General features: G+C 52.1%; 24 protein-coding genes. 4 read left to right on the forward strand and 20 right to left on the reverse strand.

The features are described from left to right. Positions 1-210: 210 nt before the first annotated feature. Positions 211-1,929: a hypothetical protein gene (locus tag GURA_RS03160; protein ID WP_011937558.1), complete on the reverse strand. Its 1,719-nt coding sequence runs from the start codon at positions 1,927-1,929 to the stop codon at positions 211-213. Between the two features lie 337 nt (positions 1,930-2,266). Here GURA_RS03160 and GURA_RS03165 point away from each other — a divergent pair, with 337 nt between their 5' ends. Next, the gene (locus tag GURA_RS03165; RefSeq protein ID WP_011937559.1) at positions 2,267-3,550 is read left to right on the forward strand and encodes a helix-turn-helix domain-containing protein; all 1,284 of its coding nucleotides are present in this window, start codon (positions 2,267-2,269) and stop codon (positions 3,548-3,550) included. 127 nt (positions 3,551-3,677) lie between these two features. Here GURA_RS03165 and GURA_RS03170 read toward each other — a convergent pair whose 3' ends face one another. From GURA_RS03170 to GURA_RS03225, 12 genes are all read right to left on the reverse strand, one after another. Further along, the gene (locus GURA_RS03170; RefSeq protein WP_011937560.1) at positions 3,678-4,124 is read right to left on the reverse strand and encodes a cupin domain-containing protein; all 447 of its coding nucleotides are present in this window, start codon (positions 4,122-4,124) and stop codon (positions 3,678-3,680) included. A 73-nt stretch (positions 4,125-4,197) separates the two neighbouring features. Next, a complete protein-coding gene (locus tag GURA_RS03175) occupies positions 4,198-5,046 on the reverse strand; it encodes a YitT family protein (RefSeq protein ID WP_011937561.1) in 849 nt (282 codons plus the stop codon). Between the two features lie 7 nt (positions 5,047-5,053). Further along, complete coding sequence (locus GURA_RS03180) at positions 5,054-5,554, reverse strand: DUF3124 domain-containing protein (protein WP_011937562.1); 501 nt, start codon at positions 5,552-5,554, stop codon at positions 5,054-5,056. 71 nt (positions 5,555-5,625) lie between these two features. Next, positions 5,626-6,468 carry a 4Fe-4S binding protein gene (locus GURA_RS03185; RefSeq protein ID WP_232278967.1) on the reverse strand — a complete coding sequence of 281 codons (843 nt, stop codon included), beginning with the start codon at positions 6,466-6,468 and terminating at the stop codon, positions 5,626-5,628. 41 nt (positions 6,469-6,509) lie between these two features. Beyond that, positions 6,510-6,941, reverse strand: coding sequence for a hypothetical protein (locus GURA_RS03190; protein WP_157046115.1), 432 nt, complete (start codon positions 6,939-6,941; stop codon positions 6,510-6,512). A gap of 99 nt (positions 6,942-7,040) precedes the next feature. Next, entirely contained in the window at positions 7,041-7,847 is an 807-nt protein-coding gene (locus tag GURA_RS03195) for a class I SAM-dependent methyltransferase (protein ID WP_011937565.1), read from the reverse strand. 15 nt (positions 7,848-7,862) lie between these two features. Continuing rightward, a complete protein-coding gene (locus GURA_RS03200) occupies positions 7,863-8,285 on the reverse strand; it encodes a putative toxin-antitoxin system toxin component, PIN family (protein WP_011937566.1) in 423 nt (140 codons plus the stop codon). Then, positions 8,282-8,575 (reverse strand): type II toxin-antitoxin system Phd/YefM family antitoxin, encoded by a 294-nt coding sequence (locus tag GURA_RS03205; protein ID WP_011937567.1) that lies wholly within the window; start codon positions 8,573-8,575, stop codon positions 8,282-8,284. Before GURA_RS03205 ends, GURA_RS03200 begins: the two co-directional genes overlap by 4 nt. Before the next feature lie 241 nt (positions 8,576-8,816). Further along, complete coding sequence (locus GURA_RS03210) at positions 8,817-10,289, reverse strand: ankyrin repeat domain-containing protein (protein WP_041245250.1); 1,473 nt, start codon at positions 10,287-10,289, stop codon at positions 8,817-8,819. Positions 10,290-10,552: 263 nt separating this feature from the next. Beyond that, the gene (locus GURA_RS03215; RefSeq protein ID WP_011937569.1) at positions 10,553-11,599 is read right to left on the reverse strand and encodes an AI-2E family transporter; all 1,047 of its coding nucleotides are present in this window, start codon (positions 11,597-11,599) and stop codon (positions 10,553-10,555) included. A 3-nt stretch (positions 11,600-11,602) separates the two neighbouring features. Further along, complete coding sequence (locus tag GURA_RS03220; RefSeq protein WP_232278968.1) at positions 11,603-12,679, reverse strand: AI-2E family transporter; 1,077 nt, start codon at positions 12,677-12,679, stop codon at positions 11,603-11,605. 26 nt (positions 12,680-12,705) lie between these two features. Continuing rightward, positions 12,706-13,143 carry a UPF0158 family protein gene (locus GURA_RS03225; RefSeq protein WP_011937571.1) on the reverse strand — a complete coding sequence of 146 codons (438 nt, stop codon included), beginning with the start codon at positions 13,141-13,143 and terminating at the stop codon, positions 12,706-12,708. 135 nt (positions 13,144-13,278) lie between these two features. Here GURA_RS03225 and GURA_RS03230 point away from each other — a divergent pair, with 135 nt between their 5' ends. Continuing rightward, entirely contained in the window at positions 13,279-14,004 is a 726-nt protein-coding gene (locus GURA_RS03230) for a UDP-2,3-diacylglucosamine diphosphatase (protein WP_011937572.1), read from the forward strand. Between the two features lie 6 nt (positions 14,005-14,010). On the opposite strand, the gene GURA_RS03235 is transcribed toward GURA_RS03230, so the two are convergent. The 6 genes from GURA_RS03235 to GURA_RS03260 form a co-directional block, all read right to left on the reverse strand. Next, positions 14,011-14,238, reverse strand: a complete 228-nt coding sequence (locus tag GURA_RS03235) for a hypothetical protein (protein ID WP_041245251.1) — start codon at positions 14,236-14,238, stop codon at positions 14,011-14,013. Between the two features lie 80 nt (positions 14,239-14,318). Further along, positions 14,319-15,668 carry a penicillin-binding transpeptidase domain-containing protein gene (locus GURA_RS03240; RefSeq protein ID WP_011937574.1) on the reverse strand — a complete coding sequence of 450 codons (1,350 nt, stop codon included), beginning with the start codon at positions 15,666-15,668 and terminating at the stop codon, positions 14,319-14,321. 157 nt (positions 15,669-15,825) lie between these two features. Further along, complete coding sequence (locus GURA_RS03245) at positions 15,826-17,175, reverse strand: YhjD/YihY/BrkB family envelope integrity protein (RefSeq protein ID WP_011937575.1); 1,350 nt, start codon at positions 17,173-17,175, stop codon at positions 15,826-15,828. A gap of 278 nt (positions 17,176-17,453) precedes the next feature. Beyond that, a complete protein-coding gene (locus GURA_RS03250; protein WP_011937576.1) occupies positions 17,454-17,768 on the reverse strand; it encodes a YtxH domain-containing protein in 315 nt (104 codons plus the stop codon). A gap of 4 nt (positions 17,769-17,772) precedes the next feature. After that, a complete protein-coding gene (locus tag GURA_RS03255; protein ID WP_011937577.1) occupies positions 17,773-18,162 on the reverse strand; it encodes a DUF948 domain-containing protein in 390 nt (129 codons plus the stop codon). A gap of 156 nt (positions 18,163-18,318) precedes the next feature. After that, entirely contained in the window at positions 18,319-19,185 is an 867-nt protein-coding gene (locus GURA_RS03260; RefSeq protein WP_011937578.1) for a cytochrome c, read from the reverse strand. A gap of 305 nt (positions 19,186-19,490) precedes the next feature. Between GURA_RS03260 and GURA_RS03265 the strand changes: the two genes are divergently transcribed. Continuing rightward, on the forward strand, positions 19,491-21,452 hold the full coding sequence (locus GURA_RS03265) for an OmpL47-type beta-barrel domain-containing protein (protein WP_011937579.1): 1,962 nt from the start codon (positions 19,491-19,493) through the stop codon (positions 21,450-21,452). Positions 21,453-21,549: 97 nt separating this feature from the next. Beyond that, on the forward strand, positions 21,550-21,888 hold the full coding sequence (locus GURA_RS03270; protein ID WP_011937580.1) for a hypothetical protein: 339 nt from the start codon (positions 21,550-21,552) through the stop codon (positions 21,886-21,888). A 132-nt stretch (positions 21,889-22,020) separates the two neighbouring features. Here the strand turns inward: GURA_RS03270 and GURA_RS03275 are convergent, their stop codons facing one another. Then, on the reverse strand, positions 22,021-22,653 hold the full coding sequence (locus GURA_RS03275) for a MarC family protein (RefSeq protein ID WP_011937581.1): 633 nt from the start codon (positions 22,651-22,653) through the stop codon (positions 22,021-22,023). Between the last annotated feature and the right edge of the window lie 772 nt (positions 22,654-23,425).

The raw sequence follows: 23,425 nt of genomic DNA on the forward strand, positions 1-23,425 counted from the left end.
AAAGGTTGCCCGAGGTGTCAAGAGCTCTGCCGGCACGTGGTAAAAATATGGATTTTCCCTTGTGACAAGAGATTATTACCGGGAAATGAGTGGAAACGGGGGGGCAGTGTCAATGCATGGTTGCCGGAACAGGAATTCTTGAAAGAGGCCGAAAAAAGGCGGGGCACAAGGCCCCGCCTGGAAACAACTCATAACTTTTGATGACAGTTGTTACCAAATAACCGTATCAAGTTGTCTGCCGTAGCTATCCCACGCCCCCAGCCAGAGCCATCCCTGTGTTATGGTAAAGGCTTGCCCGGTGCTTGTTACCGGGTTCAGCGTAAAGGATTTGCTGGTATCCGTCGGCAAGAGTGACGCTTCAAACATGGCAGAGTTGCCGGCGTTATCAGCTATCTGGGCAGACAGCCAGTCATTGGTGAGTCCGGTCGGCAAGGTCCAACTGACAGTAGTGTTCCCGCCGGTAAAAGCACGCACCTGGGCCACTGTTGGCGAGGTGATGGTCGGGAAGTTGGCGGTAGTCAATTCAGATTTCAGGTACGGCCGCTTCTTGAGCTTTTCGGTGTAAGTGGCTGCCAATGTGGTGCCGATATACAGTTTAATGGTGTAGCTTTCCTCTGTATCAGCTATTGCACCAATGGCCGTATCGGTCATGGAGTAAAGATTCCCGCCATTTTGCCCCTGAATTTCAAAGTAGTGGTACGCAATGTTATTAATTATCGTGACACCGGTAGAGGGAAGGCCGGCTCCGGTCACCACTGCCGACGTAATACCCTTGCCGCCACGGTCTTCAATATTAAGACGCAAGCCGGTAACAATCGGGGTCACAGTATCAGATACACGATATTCCGCCACGGGCTCGACATTGACATTGGCGATGTACTGGTCCCCCTGCATATACCATTTCCCATCTGTCTTTTTGATCATGTGGAATGGTTTCGGCCCGTCATTGACTACCTTGCCGTTCTGCATCACATCAATCGCAACCACGGCATTACCGTTCGCATCCATCGATTGGATGGAGATATTGGCAAACGAGATCCCGATCATGCTTTTATCGGTCGTTATCTCAGTGAGGAAAGCGGCTAGTGTCTGTCCCTCTAGCATGAAAGTGGCGCTATCAAAAAGAGCCAGCAGGGTCGGGTTGGTGTCACTGGGAAGGCTGGTGGCAAAAAGATTGGAGAAGGTCTTGAATCCCGCACTGATCAACTGGATGTCTGTGGCAGCGGTTGCAACACCGGTCGTGTCAGTAATGGCGCCCGTATAGGTTCCCGTAGTGATATTCGAGGTCATCTGCTGCTGGGTGATGATATTTGTAATGGTTGCAACACCTGTGGTTGTATCTGTTGTTACCTTGAGCACGTCCAGAGCCGCATCAAGACCGGTGTGGTCGGTGCTGAACGATGCCCGCAGCAGGTCGATCGAGCTGCTGACACCCACTGCCTGCAGGACAGGAAGAAGCTTGGCTTTCAGGGCGTCTGACTGTGCCGTCAGTTGTGTAGCGGTAAGGTTTGAGAAATTGCCGCTGTCAAAATAGGTCTTGGCAATCGACCCGGCAATGTTCGACACGATCAGGTCGGTGAGCGGGGTGACATTGATCTTGCCTCCCACGTCCGCCGATGTGCCGGCCGAGTACAGGTGATACTCGTTGCCGCCGACATAGCCGTCAGCCCGCACCATGTAAGGGGCCTTCAATCCGGTGACATCCACCGTGTACTTCCCGTCGGCTGCGATGGGAACAGTTTTTGTCTGGGCGGTAGGTGTTGTGCTGTCTTTGATGGTAACGCTGCCGATAATAGGCGCCCCTGCCGCCGCTACCCCCGATATCGTCGTGGCTGCACCTCCGCCTCCACTCCCTCCACAGGCCGCAAGGACCACGGCCGTCACCGCGCCGAACATCACCAGCTTGATACTATTCCATAATTGTCTCATGTTTGTCTCCTCCTTGTCCTGTACGTTGAATGCCTGGAACATACCATTTCAGATGTTTCTGCAAACGCTCCCCCCTTTCTCTTTGAATCTTCGCTAATTCCCGTGCTCAAACCTTGACTGCTTTCATCACTGTCCATCCCTGAACGGAAATCCGGCACCCATTGATCGAGGCTCCTTTCGGGGGATCCCAATTCATTAATGCTGCATCTTAATAACGGACCGCTTGTTATGAAAAGTCGACCATCTGTCAACCAACGTGATTTTTATGCTATTATTGTCGACTTTTTTGTAAACTATTGTGATATTGTCGTTTCATTTTCATTATAAGGATTGCCATATGGTCGCAAATTCATATCTAGCAATTCTGCGATTCTCCATATTTATCCTCTGGCTTCTCGCCTTTCCCATGAACGGCTTCCTCCTGGGGAAAACCGGCCCTGAACATCCCTTCCTGTTTTTTGTCATCCCCCATGCACTTGCCCTTTTCGCCATAAGATTTCTCATTAACAACCGGTTCTTCCCGGTGGTCGTGAACGTCGCGATCGGCACCGTCGTCGCCGGTACAGCGCTCTTTCCCTATGCCGGCAATCGGGCTCTGCCCCTGCTCGCGCTACTCGGGGTTGCCGCAGCGGGTCTGTTGGTCAAGTCAATAGGGGATATGGGCCTTGTCGCCAACCCGCCCCTGGCCGGAGCCATCTGCATGGCCGGTGGAAATCTGGCACTGCTGCTACTCATGAAATTACCGTTGACGCCGCAGGCCATCCACCTCTTGCTGGCGCTGTTGCTCCTCGTCCCTCTTTTTTCACCGACTCCCCGCTGCGGAGCGGAGGAAAAGGATTCATTTGTCGGGTATCTGCCGTTCCTGTTCGTGTATCAGCTGGTGAGCGGCGTCATGTACGGCTCTCTCATGGCCACATACAACCGGTACGCCTTCCTTGACGGAATAGAGCTTCTCTTCTATGCGGGGACTGCATTTATCGGTGCGTATCTGGTACGCAAGGGAAAGGATGCACTTCTGGTGCTCGGTATCCTGGGGGGAATGCTCTCCTTTCCCCTGCTCCAGATCAGGGGGGGACTCTCCGTCAACCTGAGCATGTTCGCGTTTCAGAGTTCAGCGGGCTTCATCGATCTCTTTATCCTCGTTCTTCTGTTCACCCGCACCGACACTCTTCGTGCTGCCGGCCCGGTCTTCGGGACTGTCTGTGCCGGGATTGCCGGTGGATACATCATATCCGACGCCATTGGCGGAGAGGGAAGCCTGGTCGTCGGTTCGGCAAATCTGATACTTACGATCGCCGTCTTTATCTTCGTTTTCTTTGTCCGGAAGAGGGGAACGGAAAGGGAGGTTCGTCCCGAGCCGGAAGAAAGCCGGCAGCGACCTGCCGGCATCAACCTCTCTCCGGCCCTCAAAAAGCGTCTGTCGGGACAGGAACAGGCGGTCCTCTACTGCGTGCTCCGGAAAATGACATTCCGTGAAACGGCAGAGGACCTCTCCCTTTCTGAATCTTCCGTCAAGACCTACATGAAAAGGATCTATGAAAAGACGGGGGTTACCGGTAAAGAAGAGCTTTTCACCGTGCTTGCCAACGGGGGGAGTGGCACTGGCAACAAGGATGAATAAAGGGGTGGGTGCGGAATTGCATTGAAGAAGAAGGGGAACCCGGCCGGGCTCCCCTTCCGACGTTTGAACAGGGTTGATCAGATTGTCGTGAAGTCGACCGTTCTACTTGCTTGCGTCAGCAGACTCGTTAAAATCCCGGCCCCTTCATTCGTGTAACATTCGGTTTCCCGACTTCTCCCGTGTAGAAGACCACCAGCCTGGCGGTCTGGGTGCCGTTGTTGCGGCCGTTGTGGGGGGTGTTCCTTACTTCGAAGATGGCTTCCCCTTCCTTGAATTCATATTTCTTTCCCCCTTCCATCTCCACGGTGATGCTCCCTGCGAGCATATAGGCGTAAACCGGCACGGCATGCGTGTGCCAGCCGGTTTCAGCGCCGGGAGGAATCTCGACGATCATCGCCGTGACCTCCGGATTGTCGGTCTTGAGATAGCTCAACTTCTGGCCGTTGGAAGCGGTGGCTGATGTGAGAATCCTGGTGGCCTTGACCCCCTGATAGTCGTCGGCATGGGCTATTGCCCCGAATGCGCCCGCTGTGAGCATGCAAAGTGCCGCTAAAGCCAGTCTTGCGTTTTTCATGTTCGGCCTCCTTAAAGTCAGGCTACGGTTCAATGTGCAGCACCCTCTCTGCTGGCGTCGGCGTGGGCGGATTTCAATGCAGGGCGGTTTTCTTGATAATGCCACCGGCTGCATCTGCCAACGGGTGAATTACAATAAATGCCGCTCCGTCAATCTCATTGATAACGTTCTTGACCCTGCCGATTTCCAACCTGGTAACGACACAGTAGAGTATACGCATCGGCTTGCCGGTCATTCCGCCGCGGCCATTGTAGATCGTCACGCCACGACTCAGGACACGTACGATAGCTTCCCTGATTTCATCACTCTTTTCGGACATGATGATAATGGCGTTGTATTCCTCGATGCCGTGGATCAGAAAATCGATTGTTTTCGATGCCGCAAAGTATGTCAGGACCGAATAGAGCGCCGAATCGATGCCGAGAAAAATGGCGGCAGCGGAAAAGATGAAAATATTCAGGATGAGGATAACATCGCCGACTTTCAGCAGATGACTACCCTTGCTGACCAGCAACGCTGCTATTTCAGTACCGTCAAGAACAGCGCCACCGCGAATTGCAAGGCCAATCCCGGCACCGATAAAAAAACCGCCGAAAACGGCTGTCAAAAGCTTGTCAGGGGTTACATACGGATAGTTGACAAAGGCAAGACATACGGATAACCCCGCAATCGCAAGTGCGCTTTTCAATGCGAACACCCCGCCAATCTGGCGATAGCCCAGCGCGATGAACGGAAGATTGATAAGCAGGATAAGGATCGACAACGGATAGCCAAGCACATTGGCCAGCAACATGGAAATGCCGGTTACGCCGCCATCTATGAAGTGGCTCGACAGCAAAAACCCTTTAATGCCCATCCCCGCCGAAAGAATTCCCAATACAATCAGAAGGAAATTTATTGATTCCCGAATAAACGTTTTCATGGATTGTTCATCGGGCAGTTTCTTTGATTTCCTGGCCCGGACTTACAAAAGAAATGCCCTGCCCGGATTTCATGCCGATCATCACACTTTCAATGATGGGAACGTTCACCTCTTTTTGCGAATTCCATTTGACGATAAAATTTGCACCAGTCCCGCCCGTTGTATCTTCTTCAGGGATGAAAATATCCGTTGACTCCAAAGGGGCCAAGGTTATTGACTTCTGGTAATATTTTCTCACTAATTTTCCCTTGGTATCATAGTAATCTGCGGCAATGATGTTGATAGGATTTGACATGTCTGTATTGCGAATACTTAAGATTGTCGCCAAATTAAACGGAACTTTTTTGGGAGCGCTGAAAATGTTCGAATAGACGGGCACATAAAGGGTCTGTCCTTTTGAAAGCCTGTATTCCGATGATGCGAAGGCGATTTGGCAAAAAGACGAAAGCAGGATAAGCCAAAGTAAACCCATGAGGAGTCGCCTTTTGTGCAGAACGCGGTGTATCATAAGAACCTCCTGGCATTGATTATATGTGTATCCATGCGCTGGATAGCGATTGATGAAGCGCAATCCCTCTCCTACAGATACGTTTCAGGCTCCTTCCGATGACTACAGTTAACGGTCAACTGCTCTGCCGCCTGCTTGATACGTGGGTCATCCATTGATTTTGCACCGGCTGGACAGCATTTGACGCATGCGCAGCACCGGATACACGAACTTTTATCTGTCAATGTGGGGGCATCCGCATGTATCGCAGCGGTGGGGCAAACCGATGTGCACTTCTTGCACCTTGTGCATAGCATCTCTTGTGTAACGGATGAGATATCCGATAGCATCCGTAGTTCCTTAAAAGGGAAGTTCCCAGGGACCTGGAGCGGGATCAACTCCTCAAGTGCCCGGATGTTTATTATCTTCTCACGGATCATTTTCCCGAATGTCTTTGCTTTCCCGAGGTCTTCCACGTCAGGCCGTCCGACGGCGATAGGTGTGCAGTTGGTGGAAAAGGAATGTTCACCAATAAATGCTCCGGCGGCAATGGGGTTGAACCCTGCTTCCTGGGCAACATCCCTTAATTCGAGGAGCGCGTCTTCATAAGCTCTATTCCCGTACACGACGACGATAACCGCTGGTGCACCATTTCCCTTAAGTTTTCGCAGCCTGGAAACCGCAACTGCGGGGAGCCGCCCGCTGTACACCGGAGATCCGATGATGGCCAAATCTTCATACCCTCTTTGGGGCTTCTCTATTTCTGCATCATGGGTGGTCAAATCAAGGGCTTCGACGTCGACAACCTGAAGTCCTTGCGAAATGCCTTCTACGACCTTCCTTGTCGTTTGAGTCGGCGAAAAGTAGATCAGTTTTGCTGAGTTAATATTCATTTTGCCCCCCGTCCTCATCAATTCATTTCTTTTATTTTTCATGTTTTCGGCTAACAACCTATCCGTGTGCGGCGTAAACAAAATCAACTTTGTGAACGGTCTTCCACGCGTAATTCCAACACTATGCGCCCCCATCCACCGCACTGAAGCCCTACATCAAAGCAACTGGCCCGCTTGAACCTGATCTCATTGGGGTCAACACCTGCATAGATCATCTCGTTGGCCGTAAAGACCATCATGAAAGCAGAATTCAACGAATAAGCGCATACTTTCTTCGGACATAGTTCCGTGAGTAGATTGCCCGCCCCATCAAAGTAGAACTTATCGCCAACCTTGTGACGACTATTACAGCCATGTGATTCGACTACCTCAAGAATGATGGTCTTGTTCATCAAGGTGGCATTTTTAGTCAGGACATCTTCATTTCTCGGATTCTCCCTGAACTTTTTCATTTCTTCATCCGTGTAACCCAAATGCTTTTGGATTATTTTCCACATGCGTTCATCAATCGCCATGTTTAGACTCCTTTTACTATAAAGAAAAAAGGGACACTTCTGCGTGAGCATGTGGAGCACGTCCCGCGCGTGCACGACCTGCGGCCGATGGTTCGGAATTTACTCCTTAACGGCAACTGCTTTGAAAAACGTGTAACAGAAAACGCCATCCGGTTCTGTTGTCCTGTAAAGTTCTTCGATGCCTTTGTCGAAGGTGTTCTGATCGGTTAATCCCGCTGCGAGTGCAGATTCACGTACACCCTCAATCATGGCGGTAAAAGTCTTTATGGTGAAGCCATCAACGAGTTCAGGTCTGCCGGCATCAACATAAACCATTCGCGGAGAAACATGAATTGCTCCGTAGCCGGCTTCGTTCAGAAGTGGATACAGTTCTCTGCCTATATTGGCATTCCCGCCGGCTCTCTTTTGCAGCTCAACCTGGCAGCTGATAACCTTATGAGCCGATTCACCGTCCGGGAAGAAATATGTTGAACCGTGATCGCCTTCAATCACGGTTATTGTTCCGCCAATCTTCAGATATTTTTTCAGAATGTTTAACGCTTTAACCGGATGGGGCAAATGTTCGAGAACGAAACAGACAAAAATATGGTCAAAGGAATTTGTCTCGAAGGGCAAATGGAAAATGTCACCTTGCTGGAACATGACGTTTGTTATCCCCGCGGCCTCGGTATTCAACCTGGCCGTGACCACAGAGTTTTCAGATATATCGACAGAAGTGATCAGTGCTTCCGGGCTGTTCCTGGCAAGAGTTACTGTTTGTGCGCCAACTCCACAACCTGCTTCCAAAACCTTGCTTCCGGCAGGATAAACAGTGTCGGAGTGCAATAACTCAACCAGTGTCGACGCTTGGTCCTGAAGGCGAATGTTCTCTCTTAAATCGTAGCCGTGAACGTATGTGTTATTCATTCATTGTTTCCTTTTTTACGCCGTTGTTCTGTGCCGTTTTTTGTAAAATGCCAGGAACTCGCTGGGAGAAAAAACCGTCACGCCCTGGCACAGTTCCGATGGAAAATGAACCTGGTTTCCTGTGATGAGACATTCAACTTGAGCGGCTATAGCCACTTCCAGGAATGCTTCATCATCAATGTCCGGCAATGATTGGGAGAGAGGAGATGCTGCGACCGTGAGTCCACGATGCTCGATATGATCCAGAAGGGCAGAGACCTTGTCTTTTTCAAACTTGAATTTAGGCCGGTCGAGAACTTCTTCGTATTCGGTCAAGATGCGGGCATCAAAAGAAAGTGTGAGCTCACCGGACGAAACCATGCGGACAATTTCTCCGCATGGACCGAACGGTGACAAAAGACCGGCAACAAGGACATTGGTATCGAGAACAATGTTCATCGCGCTGATGCACGCTTTTTGCGGACAGCTTTGATTTGCTTGTCAATCTCGTCCATCGTGATCTTGTCGGTTCCTTTGTCTGCGGACCAGCGCTGGATACTTGCTACCGCCTCGACTGCGCGCGCTTGCCGGAATGCGGCCAAAGACTCTTCAAGATTCGATTCACTTATTGCCGCAAGAATGGCAATTGGTCTCCCATTGCTCGTGATGATCATCTCCCGTTCAGCGGGAAGCTCTTTCCAGATTTCGGCAGATTTACCCCTCAAATCGCGTACGCTCAAAAATTTCATTTGCCACCTCCATATGTGACCTAAATTATGTGCACAAATGTCACTCGTGTCAATTGCATTTTTTCACATAACGTGCCGGGAGTTGGAACCGGTCGGATTTTCAGCCTGGTCCAACTGTCTTGTTGGAACTTCGTCTTTTCGACTTTAGTTTATAAAAAGCGGTCTCATGACGAGTATCCTGCCTCGTCGGAAATGGACTTTCAGGCTGAGGGCAGACTTTTTTTCTTGGCTTGATGAAAAATTATGGTTTCCTTTTCCATTCATCGATAAGTGCTACAATATCAAGCTTATTGCTTTCTATAGCAATATCTCTGACTGTCTTGCCCTCAAATCCTATTTCGTCAGGGTTCGCACCCTTATTAAGCATTTTCTTGAATACGTCTGCATCACAAGAGTTCACTGCTGAGAAAATAGTATCTTTTCTTGGTTTGGCTCCATTATCTAGCAAATATGATGCAATGTTGCAGTTCGTATTTTCTATAGCTAATTCAAGTGGTGATTTGACTACAGTGGTATTCAAAAAACCAGTTCTTTTCTCAACTGGGTTAAGATCAGAGCCCCTTTGAACCAAATACTTCACAATCTCTATGTAGCCTTCCTTTGACGCAATGCCAACAGGTGAGGTGACTATTGTTCCAAACAGCATTGAACCAATTTGCGCTTCCGAGTCCAGGTTGCTTTCAGCTAAGACTAGTGCACGAACAACATCAATAGAGCCGCCTTGGGAAGCCCAAAAAAGAGGAGTAGCACCACCTTCATCCTGAATATTTACATTCGATTTCTGTTCTAATAAATACTGAACAACGTCTATATGTCCTGCTTTCGCTGCAAGGTGTAACGCTGTTGATCCGTTGGGTGTAGTTTTATCAATCTTCTCACCTTTCTCAACAATCTGCTTGATAGTTGCAAGATTCCCAGTTCTTGCAATTAAGGGCCATTCGCTTGTTTTATAATCGTTTTGATTGGAAGAAGTGGAAGAAGTGTCAACAGAAGCAATTGTGTTAACTGGAGGACATGGAGTGGAAATAGATGCTGGTGTTCTAACCAAGTCTTGACGAGTCTGAACACCCCAGTAAAGACCTTTCCCGCTTATTGTGTTATCACCAACATTACTTTGTGCACCACCAAATTTGAGAGCAAGACTACGAACAATTTGGTTTTGAGTTTCAACGCTTAACTTTGCACCCTCGTCGAAAATTACACTGTACGTTGCGTCTGCTATTAAGGCCTTTTGTAAAAAGCCTACAGCCTTATTTCCTTGAAGGCTATTTATGGCGTCCGTACATCCTTGTTCTTGTTTACATAAGCCAGAAAAAACTTTGTCATCAGCAACAGTTTCTACAATTACGTTACTAAGAGACACCTTGATGTCCTTAATGGCGTGGTAATCAACATCAAGTCCAAGTTGACCAAAATAATCTGTATCGAAATTGAACGAAGTCGTCAGTTTCTGAGTAGCTGCTACTGTTGCAGCACCATCTTTCTTGGGTGTGACCGTGCCAATGTAAGTACCATCACATACTGGACTACTATTGAAAGGGTTACGACTGGTTGCCAATACAACATTACCAGGCCGAAATTCTTTTGACGGGAGAGCAACTGGTTCATATCCCAGCTCTTTTACTGTACATTGTAAAGTCGGGCTAAAATAACAACAGCCGGTCAGTGTGCTAACAACTGCACAATAAAGAAGAATAAAAATATTTCTGGACATACTAATCTCCTCGCAAGTCTTGTATTTATTGCCACATATCAATCAATTTGAACTAAACCGTCTTCGACCCTGACGGTCTACTTGGATATTAATCCAGGATTTTGTCCTTTTGTGGGTTGGATAATACGGTCTTTATGAAGGGATTTCAATAGAGATTTGGCTGGATGAGGTCTTTTCTGTTGTTTCAATGAGGGGATAATAGAGGCGTCCGGCGGCTGTGGGGATGCCGAGGACGCTGCGAGGGTGGAATTGACCAGGGCCTTTCAACCATGGGCTTTGCCTTTTTTGATTTCGCCGGCGCAGATCTTGATCACCGCCGCCAGAGGAATTGCCAGCACGATTCCCCAGAATCCCATCAGTTCGCCCATTGCCATGACGGCAAAGATTACCGCCAGCGGGTTTAGCCTGAGGGTGTGCCTCATGACCAGCGGCTTGATCAGGTTCCCTTCGATTATGACGTTGATAAGGAAATATACGCCGCAGACCTTGGCGATGATCAGCGGATCGCCGCTCTGGGCGTAACCGATCAAAAGCGGCGGGATGACGGCAAAGGCCACCCCGACAAAGGGGACGATGGAGGCGAAGCCGGTTATAACTCCGTTCAGCACCGCGAACTGGATGTCGAGCAGGTAGAGAGCAATGGCGATAAGGATGCCGACCAGCAGGCAGTCCATGAACATGCCGATGATGAACCGTTCCATGGACCTGTTTATTCTTTTACCCAGATCGCTCAACTGCCGTCTCTGCGCCGGGGGTGTCAGGCGCAGGATGAGGTCCTTGATGTGCTGCTTGTAGAGGAGCATGAAAAACACCAGGATGGGCGCCAGGATCAGGTTGAAAATCCCGTAGAGAATCGCCGTGAGCCGATTATAGCCCATGCCGGATATTTCCTGCGCCAGGCTGGTGAGGGATTCCTTGCCCCTGGCCAGAAGCCATGCCCCTTCCTCGCCGCTGTAATAGGGCGCGAGCCGCACCTGCCATTCATCCATGTCGCCTTTCAGGTTCAGTACATAAGAGGGGACGGCCGTGGCCAGTGTCTCCAACTGGTGCACCAGGTAGGGGACGAGCAGGAGCGAGGCAAGGACGATCGCTGTTGCCAGCGCAAGGTAGAGGATGCCGAGAGCGGAAAGGCGGCGCAAGCCCCTTTTCTCCAGGCGTTTGAGCAGCGGGTTAAGGAGATAGGCAAGCACCAGCGAGGTTAACAGGGCCGAGAGGGTGTGACGCATGAAATAGCCCGACAGGAGCAAGAGCGCCAGGGCGGCCGAGAGTATATGGAAGAGCGGGTGTATTCTTCCCTGTGCCGGTTGCATGGCTTATGCTTCCCTGATGAAATCACCGCGCCGCAGGTGTGCCGAGATTATCTTGAAGGCAGCGGCAAGCGGTATGGCGAGTAGTATCCCCCAGAAGCCCATCAGTTCGCCAAAGGCCATGACGATGATGATGGTGAACAGAGGGTTCAGGTCCATTGACTCTTTGAAGACCAGCGGTTTGATTACGTAGCCTTCGAGGAAATAGATCGCGGCGAACGACGCCAGCACCTTGATGAGCACGACGCCGCTCTGGAACTTGACATAGGCGAAGAAGAGCGGCGGGATGGTGGCGAGCACCACGCCGATGAAGGGGAGGATCGATGCCAGGCCGGCGAAGATGCCGTTCAACACCGCGTAGTCGATGCCGAGGTAAAAGAGGGCAATTGTCGACAGAACGGCTACAATCAGCGAAACGACCATTTGTCCCCTGATGTAGCCGCCAACGCTCTGGTTTATTTCCCGGCCGAGGGCGCGGATGTTGTCACTGTGCGCCGCAGGGAGCCAGGCGACGATCTCGTCGATGATGTTCCGCTTGTAGTAGAGCATGAAGAATACCAGGATCGGCGAAAGGATTATGTTGAACAGGTTGAAGACCACGTTGGCTGCTGCGGCGTAGACACCGGCGCTCATTTTGGCGAAGAGCTTGTTCATGTTCGTCGAAAGCGTATCGAAAAGCCATTGCCATTCATCGGCGCCGTAGGCGGGTTGAAACTGGTCCTTCCAGCCGAGCATGATCTCCTTCCCTTTTTGCACATGGCGGGGCAGGTCGCGGACCAGAGAATCCCAGGCGAGGGTGGTGAAGGGGAGGAGATAGGCGATGCAGAAGACGGAAACGAGGCCGATGACCAGGTAGACGATGAGTATGCCGTAAAGTCGCGGCGTTTTTTTCCGCTCCAGATAGACGACGCAGGGGTCGATCAGGTATGCGAGCACAAAGGAGAGGAGAAAGCACGACACGGTGTGGCGCAGGGCGTAGCCTGCGGCAAAGAAGGCGGCGATTACCAGCAGGCCGATGATCGCTCTGTTTGAGGTTGACTGTTGCGGCTGCATAGGTTCCTTTGGCGGACGAATCGATGTCACTCGTCGTGCCACCCGGGTGCGGCCTGTTAAAACGGCTCGCCGGATGGGTAAATGTCATGCTCTTCGAGCCAATGCCCAACTCTGGCGGTCAGCAACTCTTCCTTGATGGCCAGCAACCGTTCCAACTCTTCGGGATAAAACGAGAGGATCTCATCCAAACGGCCATAGGGGCTTTTGCCGACGAAAGCCCTGTCCAGAAGCGTTTTCAGTTTTCCGTTGGTCACCCCTTTGATGAATTCGTGGAGGAGCTGCCTCTCCTGGTCGTAGTCAAAACAGGGGATAAGGAGGTAGCGCTCATCATCGGCCTCTATTTCATCCCAGAAGGCATCGTCTTCATAGTCACTCGGCACGTAAAAAACTTCTCCGGTTTCCCTGTCGAGGAAGTAGACCATTTCCGGGTCGGGATTTTCAAATGCATCCAGTAGATCGTCCCAGACGATTTCCATATCCCGCATAACACCCATTAAACAACCCCTTTATAAATCCGCTAAAGCCAGGCCAATGTCAAAGGCAATTTTTCGCGACGTCACCATTGTCTGCTGCCGCAAGCCGTTTTTCTCCATCTTTACCTCTTGCGGATTTTCCTATATAGTGCCGTTATGCGTAAAATTTTCATTGCCGATGCCCACCTGAGAAATGAAAGGGACGAAAACTACCAGACCCTTCTCCGTTTCCTCTCAAGCCTTGAGGGGAATATCGATACCCTCTTTATCCTTGGCGATCTTTTTGAATTCTGGATCGGTTACCGCAGCATCCCGTTCAACAACTATCAGCCGGTGCTGGCGCAGCTGCGGAAGCTTGCGTCGAGCGGCGTCCGTATCGTCTATTTCGAAGGGAACCACGATTTCCACATGGGGCCCTTCTTTAGTGAAACCTTGCAGGCCGAAGTCCATCCCGGCCCGGCAATCATCTCCCTGGACGGGAGGCGCGTCTTTCTCTGCCACGGCGATCAGGTCAACAGCAGGGATTACGGTTATCGGTTACTGCGCGCCCTCCTTCACAATCCAGTGAGCAGTGCGCTCATTCCCATGGTGCCGGTGGCCATGACCTCGTTCATTGCCGAACGCATGTCGCGGCAAAGCAACAAAAACCATGGCCAACGACAGATCAGGTGGGACTATGCCGCCATCCTGAGAGATTTTGCCGCTGCCCGCTTCCGGGAAGGGTGTGACGTTGTGGTCGCCGGCCATTTTCACCTGCCGTTCCTGGAAAAAAACAACAGCGGCCGGGAACGGGTGCTGCTCTCCCTTGGCGACTGGATCAGCCAGTTCTCCTACGGCGAATGGATTGACGGAGAATTGTCGCTGAAGAGCTACCGGCCATGATGCGCTTTACAGGTCGAACAGCCGCAGATATTTCTCCACCCGTTCTTCGAGGGTCGGCGCGGCGATGAGCAGGCAGATTTCATCGGGCTGGTAGCCGCGACAGACAGCCGGACGTTCCCCATAACGGTCGCACTCTCCACCGGCATTCAGATGCCTGCAACGCACCGCCAAAGGTTTTCCCAGCGTCTTTATATCCGGCGCAACACAGCATGTCCCGCATCTCAGGCAATCCATACTCATTCAGGATCGAGGAACGAGGTTAAAGGATCGAGGATTAAGGACTTCCTTTCGCCTCGATCCTCGTTCCTCATTCCTCATTTAAAGAAGGCTTCCAGGGCCTTTTCCCCGACATGCGTCGCCTTGATGCGCCATTTGTTCTGGTTGATCACCAGGGCCACCAGCGCTATCTGCGGGTCCTCGATCGGGGCGTAGGCGGCAAACCAGCTGTAGTGGCCGGCAGGGTCCTTGCCGTCGATGGAACCGGTCTTGGCGGCGATGTTTACCGAGGCGAGCATCGGCCTGCCGCGCCGGTCATGGAAGGCCTTTCTGGATGTGCCGCTATTGACGGTCGTGGAAAGCATCCGGGCCAGTTGGCCGCTAATTTCCGGCGCTACCAGCCGCTTCATCTGCCTGGGCTTCTGAACGAATACGGTCTCTCCCCGGTTGTTTCTTATTTCCTGTGCAAGCGAAGGCGCCATCATTACGCCGTCGTTGGCGATGGCCGCCATTAATGCCGCAACATGGAGAGGTGATATCTTGACCTCCCGGCCGAGACCTGCGCCCATCAATTTCAATGCATCGTCGGTAAGCGGAGTCGCCGCTTTACTGGGTATCACCGGAGTGCCGGGGAACAGGGTTTGATTGAAGCCGAACCGTTCGGCACATGATACCAGGGAATCCTTGCCGACCACGTCACTGGCAAGTCTGCCGAATACCGGGTTGACCGATTTGCCCATGGCAACGGAGAGGGGCATTTCCTGCCCCTTTCTTCGCGCATTTACGTACCAGTATTTTGGGTTCTCCGAGGTCAGCTTGCCGTTGAAGGCGAATACCGTTTCAGGCGAGACCTTTTTCTGTTCCAGGGCTGCCGTAGCGGTAATGATCTTGAAAAGCGACGCCATGGGATAGAGATTGTAGCAGGAATTTCTTTCCCATGACTGATCCAGCGTCGAATGGCCTGCAAGCGCCAGCACCCGTCCGGTTTTCGGCTCTATGGCGACGAATACCCCGTAAGGGACCTTGTACTCCTTCATTACCCTTGTCACCCGCTGTTGCAACTCTTCATCTATTGAGTAGACGATGGTGCCCCCATCCGGCAACGGTGCAAGGAGTTGTTCGGCTTCAAAACGGGAAGAGGGGAGCATGTCGGCTGCCAGCTGGAAAGATTGCCAGGTGTCGAGGTCCTTGTATGAGACCGTTTTCTTTGCCGGCGTGGCGACGTTCCTGCCGACACTGGAAAGCGCATTCTTTGCGGTTACAAGCAGGTTGAATACCGGGTAGGCGGCAAGCAGCACAGCCAGAATCGGCAGAATCAGGCGGAGCCGTTTTCGATCTGCCCCGGATTCTGTCAACTTTTTGCAAGCGTCGGTAGAAGGCTCTTCCTGTCGTGGAACGTTAAGCCGTATCAGTCGTTTTTTCTTTGACATATGTTTTAGGTCTTGCATGGCCTGCTTTATTGCATCGGATTGTCTTGATTCGGGTTACTGGCAGTGTCTTCGCAGTCGAACTATGCAATCGATAATAGGGGGATTTTTTCGACAACTATATGTCAATCACCCTACATTTGTCAACGACACGACCGGCAGGTGCGGTTAAAATGGGCTAACTGCCCGTGTTGCCGGAAACATTTTCTTTTTTGGGCGATGAGGCAACCAGCTCTTTGAGTGTCATGCCTGTCAATGTTGCGGCTGCGGCTCCGTTTGCCCTTGACAGGATCTCCTGCACATTCCCTTCACCGGTAAACCTGCCATGGCTGCCGTAATCCCTGAGGGAGAGCAGTACCTCATTGACGGTAATCTGATCAAGTTCCCGGGCCGGTTGATAGGACGGCTCGTCGCCTGCCGTTGCCACCAGGTAGCCGTTTTCTGCAAGCTGGGTGAGGAGTTCCCGTACGAGCTTTACCGGTATGTCCAGCTCTTTTGCCAGACGTTCCGATGTCAGGGGGGGATAGCCGAAATGAAAGGCAGTGGCGATATCCCGAAGTATGGACAGGGTAAGCAGCTCCTTCATGCCATGGCTGATATGGGGCGTGCGGAATTCGCGGCGGAAGGTCCTGATGTTCTGGTGGGCGGACACCACCTCCACGCCGAACAGTACGATCAGCCAGCTGGTATAGATCCAGACCATGAAGATGGGGAGCAGGGCCAGGGTTCCGTAAATGGCGTTATATTTGGCGACGCCGACCTGGAAGTGGATGTAGCCCCACTGGGCGATTTGCCAGATCGTTCCGGCCAGGACGCCGCCGATTATCGCAGACTTGAAACGGACCTTGGTGTTGGGGATGAAAATGTAGAGAAAGAACATGGCGAGCCAGATGCTGAAGTAAGGTATCAGGCGGAAGAATAAAAGCATGAGGTCGCCGATGTAGGCGGTTTCCACGAGCCATTTGACCATGGCCTGGCTTTGCAGGCTGGTGGTTATGCTTATGGCTGCCAGCATGAGGAGCGGACCGCTTACCAGCACGCTCAGGTAATCGCTGAACTTGCGATAGGGGGAGCGGGTTTCCCTGACACCCCAGACGACGTTGAATGCTTTCTCGATATTGCCGAGCAGGGTGATGACCGTTACGATGAGGGTAACAAGACCGATGGCTCCCATCGATGTCATGTTGGTGTTGTTGATATAGGTGACGATCTTGTCGACCAGCTCGTGGGAACCGGCGGTGACCTGTTCCAGGATTAACGGTTCCAGTTTGTTCTGCACCCCCAGTCCCTTCAACAGGGCAAAGGTGAGGGCGAAGAGGGGGACAATCGACAGTATCGTGGTAAAGGAGAGCGCCGAGGCGCGCAACATGCAGTTGTCATCCAGGAAATTCTTTGCCACGAGCGCCATGATCTGGAGATACTTCACGCCGTAATGCCTGACGCCTTGATACGCGTCCGGGTCCATTTCCCAGAGGGTCCTGGAAAAGAAGGCGGCTATTCCGGCTTTATTTTCGGCATCTTTGATCATGTCATGGCCGAGGGGATTATCCCGTGTTTGCGAATCATTCGCGCAGACAAAAAAACCCACGCTGGGTGGGCTTTTTTGTCGCGATCAGGGTTAGGAACTGTAAACAAATAACATGGGCATCTTGCATCTCATCTTCAGGTCATCTTTAGCCGATCTTCAATCGCCAAATCCTCAACGTAGCCGTGCTACGTCTGCGGTTTAGCTCAATCAGTTCGGCCAAATCCGACCTAAATCTGAGCGCAATTTTGACCATGTTATTCATTTACAGCTCCTTAACGCTACATTTCCTTGTATTTCTCTTTTTCCCGTTCCATGGCTTCCTTGCCTGCTTCTATTGCCGAGGTGATGATGGATTTTTTCTCCAGAACCAGATCCTTGCCGTCTTCATAGGAAGATCTGATCTTGTCCTGTGCCTCTGAGGCATATTCTTTAATCTTGTCCACCGCATCATCGGCCAGGTCTTTTATCTTTCCCCGCAATTCCTCGCCGGTCTTCGGCGCCACTAGCAAAGCTACTCCCGCACCGACTGCCGCTCCTGCCAGGAAGGAAAGAAACACCGTTCCCGCACTTATACCTCTTTCATCGTCAGACATACCGTTACCCCCTTTTTTTGAAGATCTTGTCAGCAATCAATTTCCCGGCGACCTTTGCTCCGGTCATCCACAAGGAGGATTTTGACAGAAAACCGGTCACACCGCCGACAACAGCATTGATGGTGCGGATATTACGCCCGGCGTTTCCCAACTCCTCCATAAAAATCTTAACATCTTCGGCCTTGGTGGCGGCCTCTTCGGTAATGACCTTGAGATCGGTCAACGTGTCGTGCATGTCATGCAAAACAGGTTTGATATCTTTCTCGATGCAGGCCAGAAACTCGCGGGTGGCGGCCGCAGTTTTCCGGATCTCCATGAATGCCGGGATCATGAAGCAGGCCAACACTATCAGGGTAACTGCCATTACTACCACGGCAATGCTCAAGACTAACATTCACACACTCCCTTCAGGGTTGAAAATAGGACAAGTATAGAGCAAATGCAAATTATTTCAACCAAAGTTAATATTTCACGTCCCATGAATGACAACAGGCCGGCATTATTCATGCCGGCCTGTTGTTTTCTGCAGAGGCGCTGTGATATACGTCGCCTATTTTTTCTTGATTACGGCTTTTTTAGCTCCCTGCGGAGCGGCGCTTTCAGGTGTCGTTGCTGCAGGCCAGTGGTTCAGGTCATGGGCAATGTTGTGACACTGACCGCATTTCGGGAACCTGGCCATCATGCCGGCAGGATGCGGAATGCCATGGCAATCCTGACATTTGGGAACCATCTTGTGCTTGGACTGGTGACAGGTCACGCAGAGCACCGATTTGTGTTTTGCCGGGCTTGCGTTGAGCAGATCGTAAGCCTTTTTGTGGCAGGATCCGCAGAGTTTCGACTGGGTTTCGGCGCCATAGGTGACAACAAGCGGCATGTGAGCCTGATGGCATTTTTTGCAGTCGGTCGCCGTCATATCCTGCGCATGTGGTTTATGGCACTGGGTACACGGCGGAATCCTGCCGTGAACATTGTGGCAGAAAGAGCAGTTGAGGGCAGTGTGCTTGCTCTTGTTCTTGCGCAGTTTCTCGATCTGCGGGGTATGGCAGGTCAGGCAAGGGTCGGTGACGTTGTTGCCGAACTTGATGACTTTCGGGGTGTGCGGGTTCGAGTGACAGCCCAGACATCCTTTCAATCCGAAGTGGGGCTTACCCTCGTGGCACATGCTGCAATCGGGGATGATCTTTTTCACGGTCGGCGGATGACCGACGTGACAATCCTGGCAGGTGACGTTGGTCTTGTGGGCACCGCCGTTTGCGGCGACATCTGCGGGCGGTTTTGCATGGCACTTGACGCAGTCAGCGCTGGTCAGGGTCGCCTTTGCCCCCGGTTCCTGTGCGCATGCCATACCTGCAAAAGAAAAAATCGCAAGGGTTACGAATACTGCCGACAACAATTTACAACATTTTACTACTTTCATTGCCTCCTCCTTAGTTTTCATTTGAAACGAATAATCGGAATTAAATACACCGCCGACATATATGCTGTCAACACTATTTAAACGTTCCCGTATTTATTGCAAGATATTGTCTCGTTTTCTCCCGATTTTGCCGCGGTCTCGACGTGGATTTCTTTCGTTGCATCGTGTTGTAATCGGGACTCTCTACGTCCTTTTGCAAGGCGAAAAAAGACGCAGAAATGTTAGTTTAGGTTTGCACACGGTTCCTCGAATGGTGTATTATCTCCCACATTTATCAAGAGTCGTTGCCACAATACAGGTGCCTGATGAAGAAGACAATTTTCGTTTCCGTAATGTTGGTCGTGTGTATGTGGATTTCGGCGCTTTGGGCAGAGGTGCCGGGTACGGTCAGCGATCCTGCCGGCCAGGCTCTTGAAAAAAACCCGGCAACGGCCGATGCCGTTCTTGCCGGCGACGACAAAGCCGACCCCGTCGACAAAGAGACCTCGCCACAAAAGAGCACAGTCGCAAAAAAACCGCCGGTCAGCGGGATAAACTTCGGCGACCCTTACATCATGTCCTTGGATGGCACCGTCTCTGTGGCGAAGGCCACGGTTTTCACCATCAGGGCAGTGGGGGGCGTCTCCGGTGTCGCTAGAAGCGAATACCGCATTGACGGGGGGCAGTGGACGGCATATGAGCCGTTCACCATCGCTGCCGAGGGAGCGCATCTGATCGAATACCGCAGTGTCGACAATGGGGGGAACGTAGAGCAGATCCGTTCCTTGCCGGTGTATGTTGATCTTGCGCCGCCGGTAACCACCCTTTTCGTCGGAGCAAAAAAGATAGAAGCCGGCAGTCCTTTTTTAATCACCAGGAGTAGCACCATCACCCTGACCGCCACCGATGACTTTACCGGTGTCGATGCCATCGAGTACCGGATCGACGGCGGTCCCTGGCGTGCTTACGCCCCATTTACCGTCTCTGCCAAGGGGGGGCACACGATCGGTTTCAGAAGCAGGGACAAAGTGGGTAATCTTGAGGACGAAAAAACCGTCACGGCCGGTTCCGACAAGATCCCGCCCAAAACCGTCATCAGTGTCGGCGGACTTCAATATGCAGAGGCAATGGGGCCGCTGTATGCAACCGCCGGCACCCCCTTCATCCTGACCGTCGCCGAGAGCATTTCCGGCGTGTCAAGAACCGAATACAGCATTGATGAAGGACCATGGACAGCATACGCTCCCTTTATCATCGAAAGGGAAGGAGCGCACCGGATAGCCTACCGGAGTATCGACAGGGCGGCGAATGTGGAAACCGCGCACATTATTTCCGTGACGGTCGATTCGACGCCGCCGCAAACGATGCTGTACGGCGCCGACCAGGAGCTTGAGTCGGGCGGTTCGCTTGCTGGCGACAAAGAGCTGAACTTCACCCTGCGCGCCTCCGACAAGATGTCGCCGCTCAAGGGCACGGAATACCGGGTCAACGATGGGCCGTGGACGCCTTATGCCCCCTTCGGTTTTACCGATGAAGGGGAATACCGGATTCAATACAGGAGCACCGACAGTGCTGGAAATATGGAGACTGCCCATTCCTTTACCGCGATTGTCGACAAGACTCCGCCGGTATCCGAGATAACCATCGATCTGCCGAAGCGCGATGTTGATGGCGTGACCCATATCAACGGCACGACAACCCTTATGCCGAAGGCATCGGACAACCTCGCGGGTGTCGATAAGATGGAATACCGGATTGTCGGGAAGGGCGACGAGCGCTACACGACCCCTTTCAGTATCCAGACCCGGGGCGAATACCGGATCGAATACCAGGCAGTCGACAAGGTGGGAAACCTGGAGCCTGCCAAAACTTTGGTGGTGGTTGTGGACGATACGCTGCCGGCAGTCGATACCCCTGATGGCAAACCCGTCGAAGAAGTGGACGGGGTAAAGAAACACATTTTCAAGTTCGATGAGAAATCTGCCCTTGCCGCCACGGCCGGGGTGGGCGTGGCTCCTGCACCTGCTGTTGCCGTTGCGGCACAATCAGCGAAGGATGGTGCCGTCCCCCTTAAATGGAGTCCGAACGATCAGGTCTTGAGCGATGACTTTGCTGCAGAACGGAAGGACCCGGCTGTCAACCGGGACGAACCGGGCAGCTACGGGGCAAGAAGCGCATCTCTCCGGGTTGGGGGTGCCGGCGCGAGGAGTGACACCCTCAGCACGTTGGAGTATGTTACCTTCGGTTTCATAAATATTGTTTTGATACTCGGCGTCATGCTCTTGTAGCTACGGGGTTATTCATAACGCATCGAGGTCGCCGGATGACCCGTTTTTCAGGTTGAAATAAGCGTGTTACGATTCTTGGGGTCAAGCGAGGGATATCATGAAATTCAAGGGGATTTTACCGTTACTGCTCGTTTTTTTCATTTGCGGCACTGTTCACGCAGGGACAACCGGTGCGCAGGGCGAAGCGAGGCAGACGCAGGGCGATATTGATGCCCAGGTGCAGGAGATCCAGGGGAAACTGCTCAACGACGAGGGAATCATGGCCTTGATTCTCTCCATGCAGAATGACCCGGAGGTGCAGGCGCTCCTGAGCGATCCGGCCGTGGTGAATGCGGTAGCTGCCGGTGACGTCAAAGCCCTTGCCGACAATCCGCGTTTCATGCAGCTCCTCAACAAGCCCCAGGTCCGGGAGATCCAGAAACGGGTCAACCGGTGAGCGTCGGGCAAGGAGCAGCGGGCCGCCGCTGCATCTTTGCAGCCGGCAAATTCTGATACCAAATGACATCGTTTTCGGGAGCAGGCACGAAGGCATTCCGGCTCCCTGACTGCCCATTGCCCTGACTGAAAGTCATCGATTAAGCAGCCCGCTCTGGGCAATGCCGTCAAACACGAACTGGACCGCCAGGGCAGACAACAGGATGCCGAAGATCCGGGAAATCACGTGCATGCCGGTGACGCCGAGAAAGCGATGTATCTGGCTGGCGGTAAGCAGGGAAACGAAGGTCACTAACATTACCGCCAGGAGCGAACCCAGAACGGCCAGTTGCTGCACCAAGCGACCTTCGGCGTTCGCCATCAGCAGGATGGCCGCCCCAATGGCGCCGGGGCCTGCGATCAAGGGTGTGGCCAGCGGGAACACGGCGATGTCGTGCCGGTGTCTGGCCTCCCTGGCCTCTTCGTCCGTCGTCGAGGTGGCGCCGGAAGAACGTGCGAATACCATCTCGATGCTGATCAGCAGGAGCAGTACCCCGCCTGCCGTCCGCAGCGCCGCCAGCGATATCCCGAGAGTTGCCAGGATAAACTTCCCCAGCAAGGCGAACACCATGAGGATGATGGTGGCGGTCACCGTGCCGCGAATGGCGATTGAGCGCCTTTCTTCCGGGGACGCTCCCGCCGTGAGTGCGGCAAATATTGCAGAAACGTCAATCGGCCCCACCGTCGCAAAAAAGGTTGCCAGTGCAACACCTGCAATCTCGATCATCTGTCTACGCTCGCATACTTTTAATCGGTTAAGAATGGTCGGAGGCGGATTACATTTTCAATGCCTCCACTTACAGTTTATGGCAGCGCTGAACGCTTGCAAGATTGTAAAAAATTAAATCGTGTCCCTCTGGGAACTCCGGATGTGTTTGAACTTTGCAATTCGCAAAATCCGTATAGAACGCGGATGACGTGGATTCAGCGGATTTGCGCGGATAAAACGAAAAGAATTCAGGGTAAAACCGATTTCATTTTATCCTTCGATTTAATCCGTGTAAATCCGTTTGATCAGATTTTAACCTAAAAACGACATTTGAACCGCAAAGACGCCAAGAACGCGAAGAAAATCAATACATTGATACAGAAAACCTTCTACCCAAAAGGTGATCACAGGCTGTTTATTAACTCTTTGATTTCTTAGCGAACTTTGCGGCTTTGCGGTAATGAACTGCTTTTTCTAGGTTTAACGGAACGGCACAAAAAAACGGCCCGAAATGATTCGGGCCGTTTCTGTTTGTGCGCCAGGCATGGCGCGTGGCGCGTAAGCGCCATCCAATTGGGTATGGTGCCTGATTGGTGACTTGGAGGTGAAAGTCCTCTTCGGACCCTGATGGTGGGAACCGATAGCTGAACAGCAAGGGTGTCCGGGGCGACCCGGAATCTGAAGGAAGCTGTAGGCAAAGTCCTGGCCCGACGAACAGGAATCGCATATGAGGCAGCCACATCTGGGCGAGAAGGCAAACAGATTCAAAGCCCGATAACCATCCAGAAAG

The sequence above is a fragment of the Geotalea uraniireducens Rf4 genome (assembly GCF_000016745.1).
Lineage (GTDB): Bacteria > Desulfobacterota > Desulfuromonadia > Geobacterales > Geobacteraceae > Geotalea > Geotalea uraniireducens.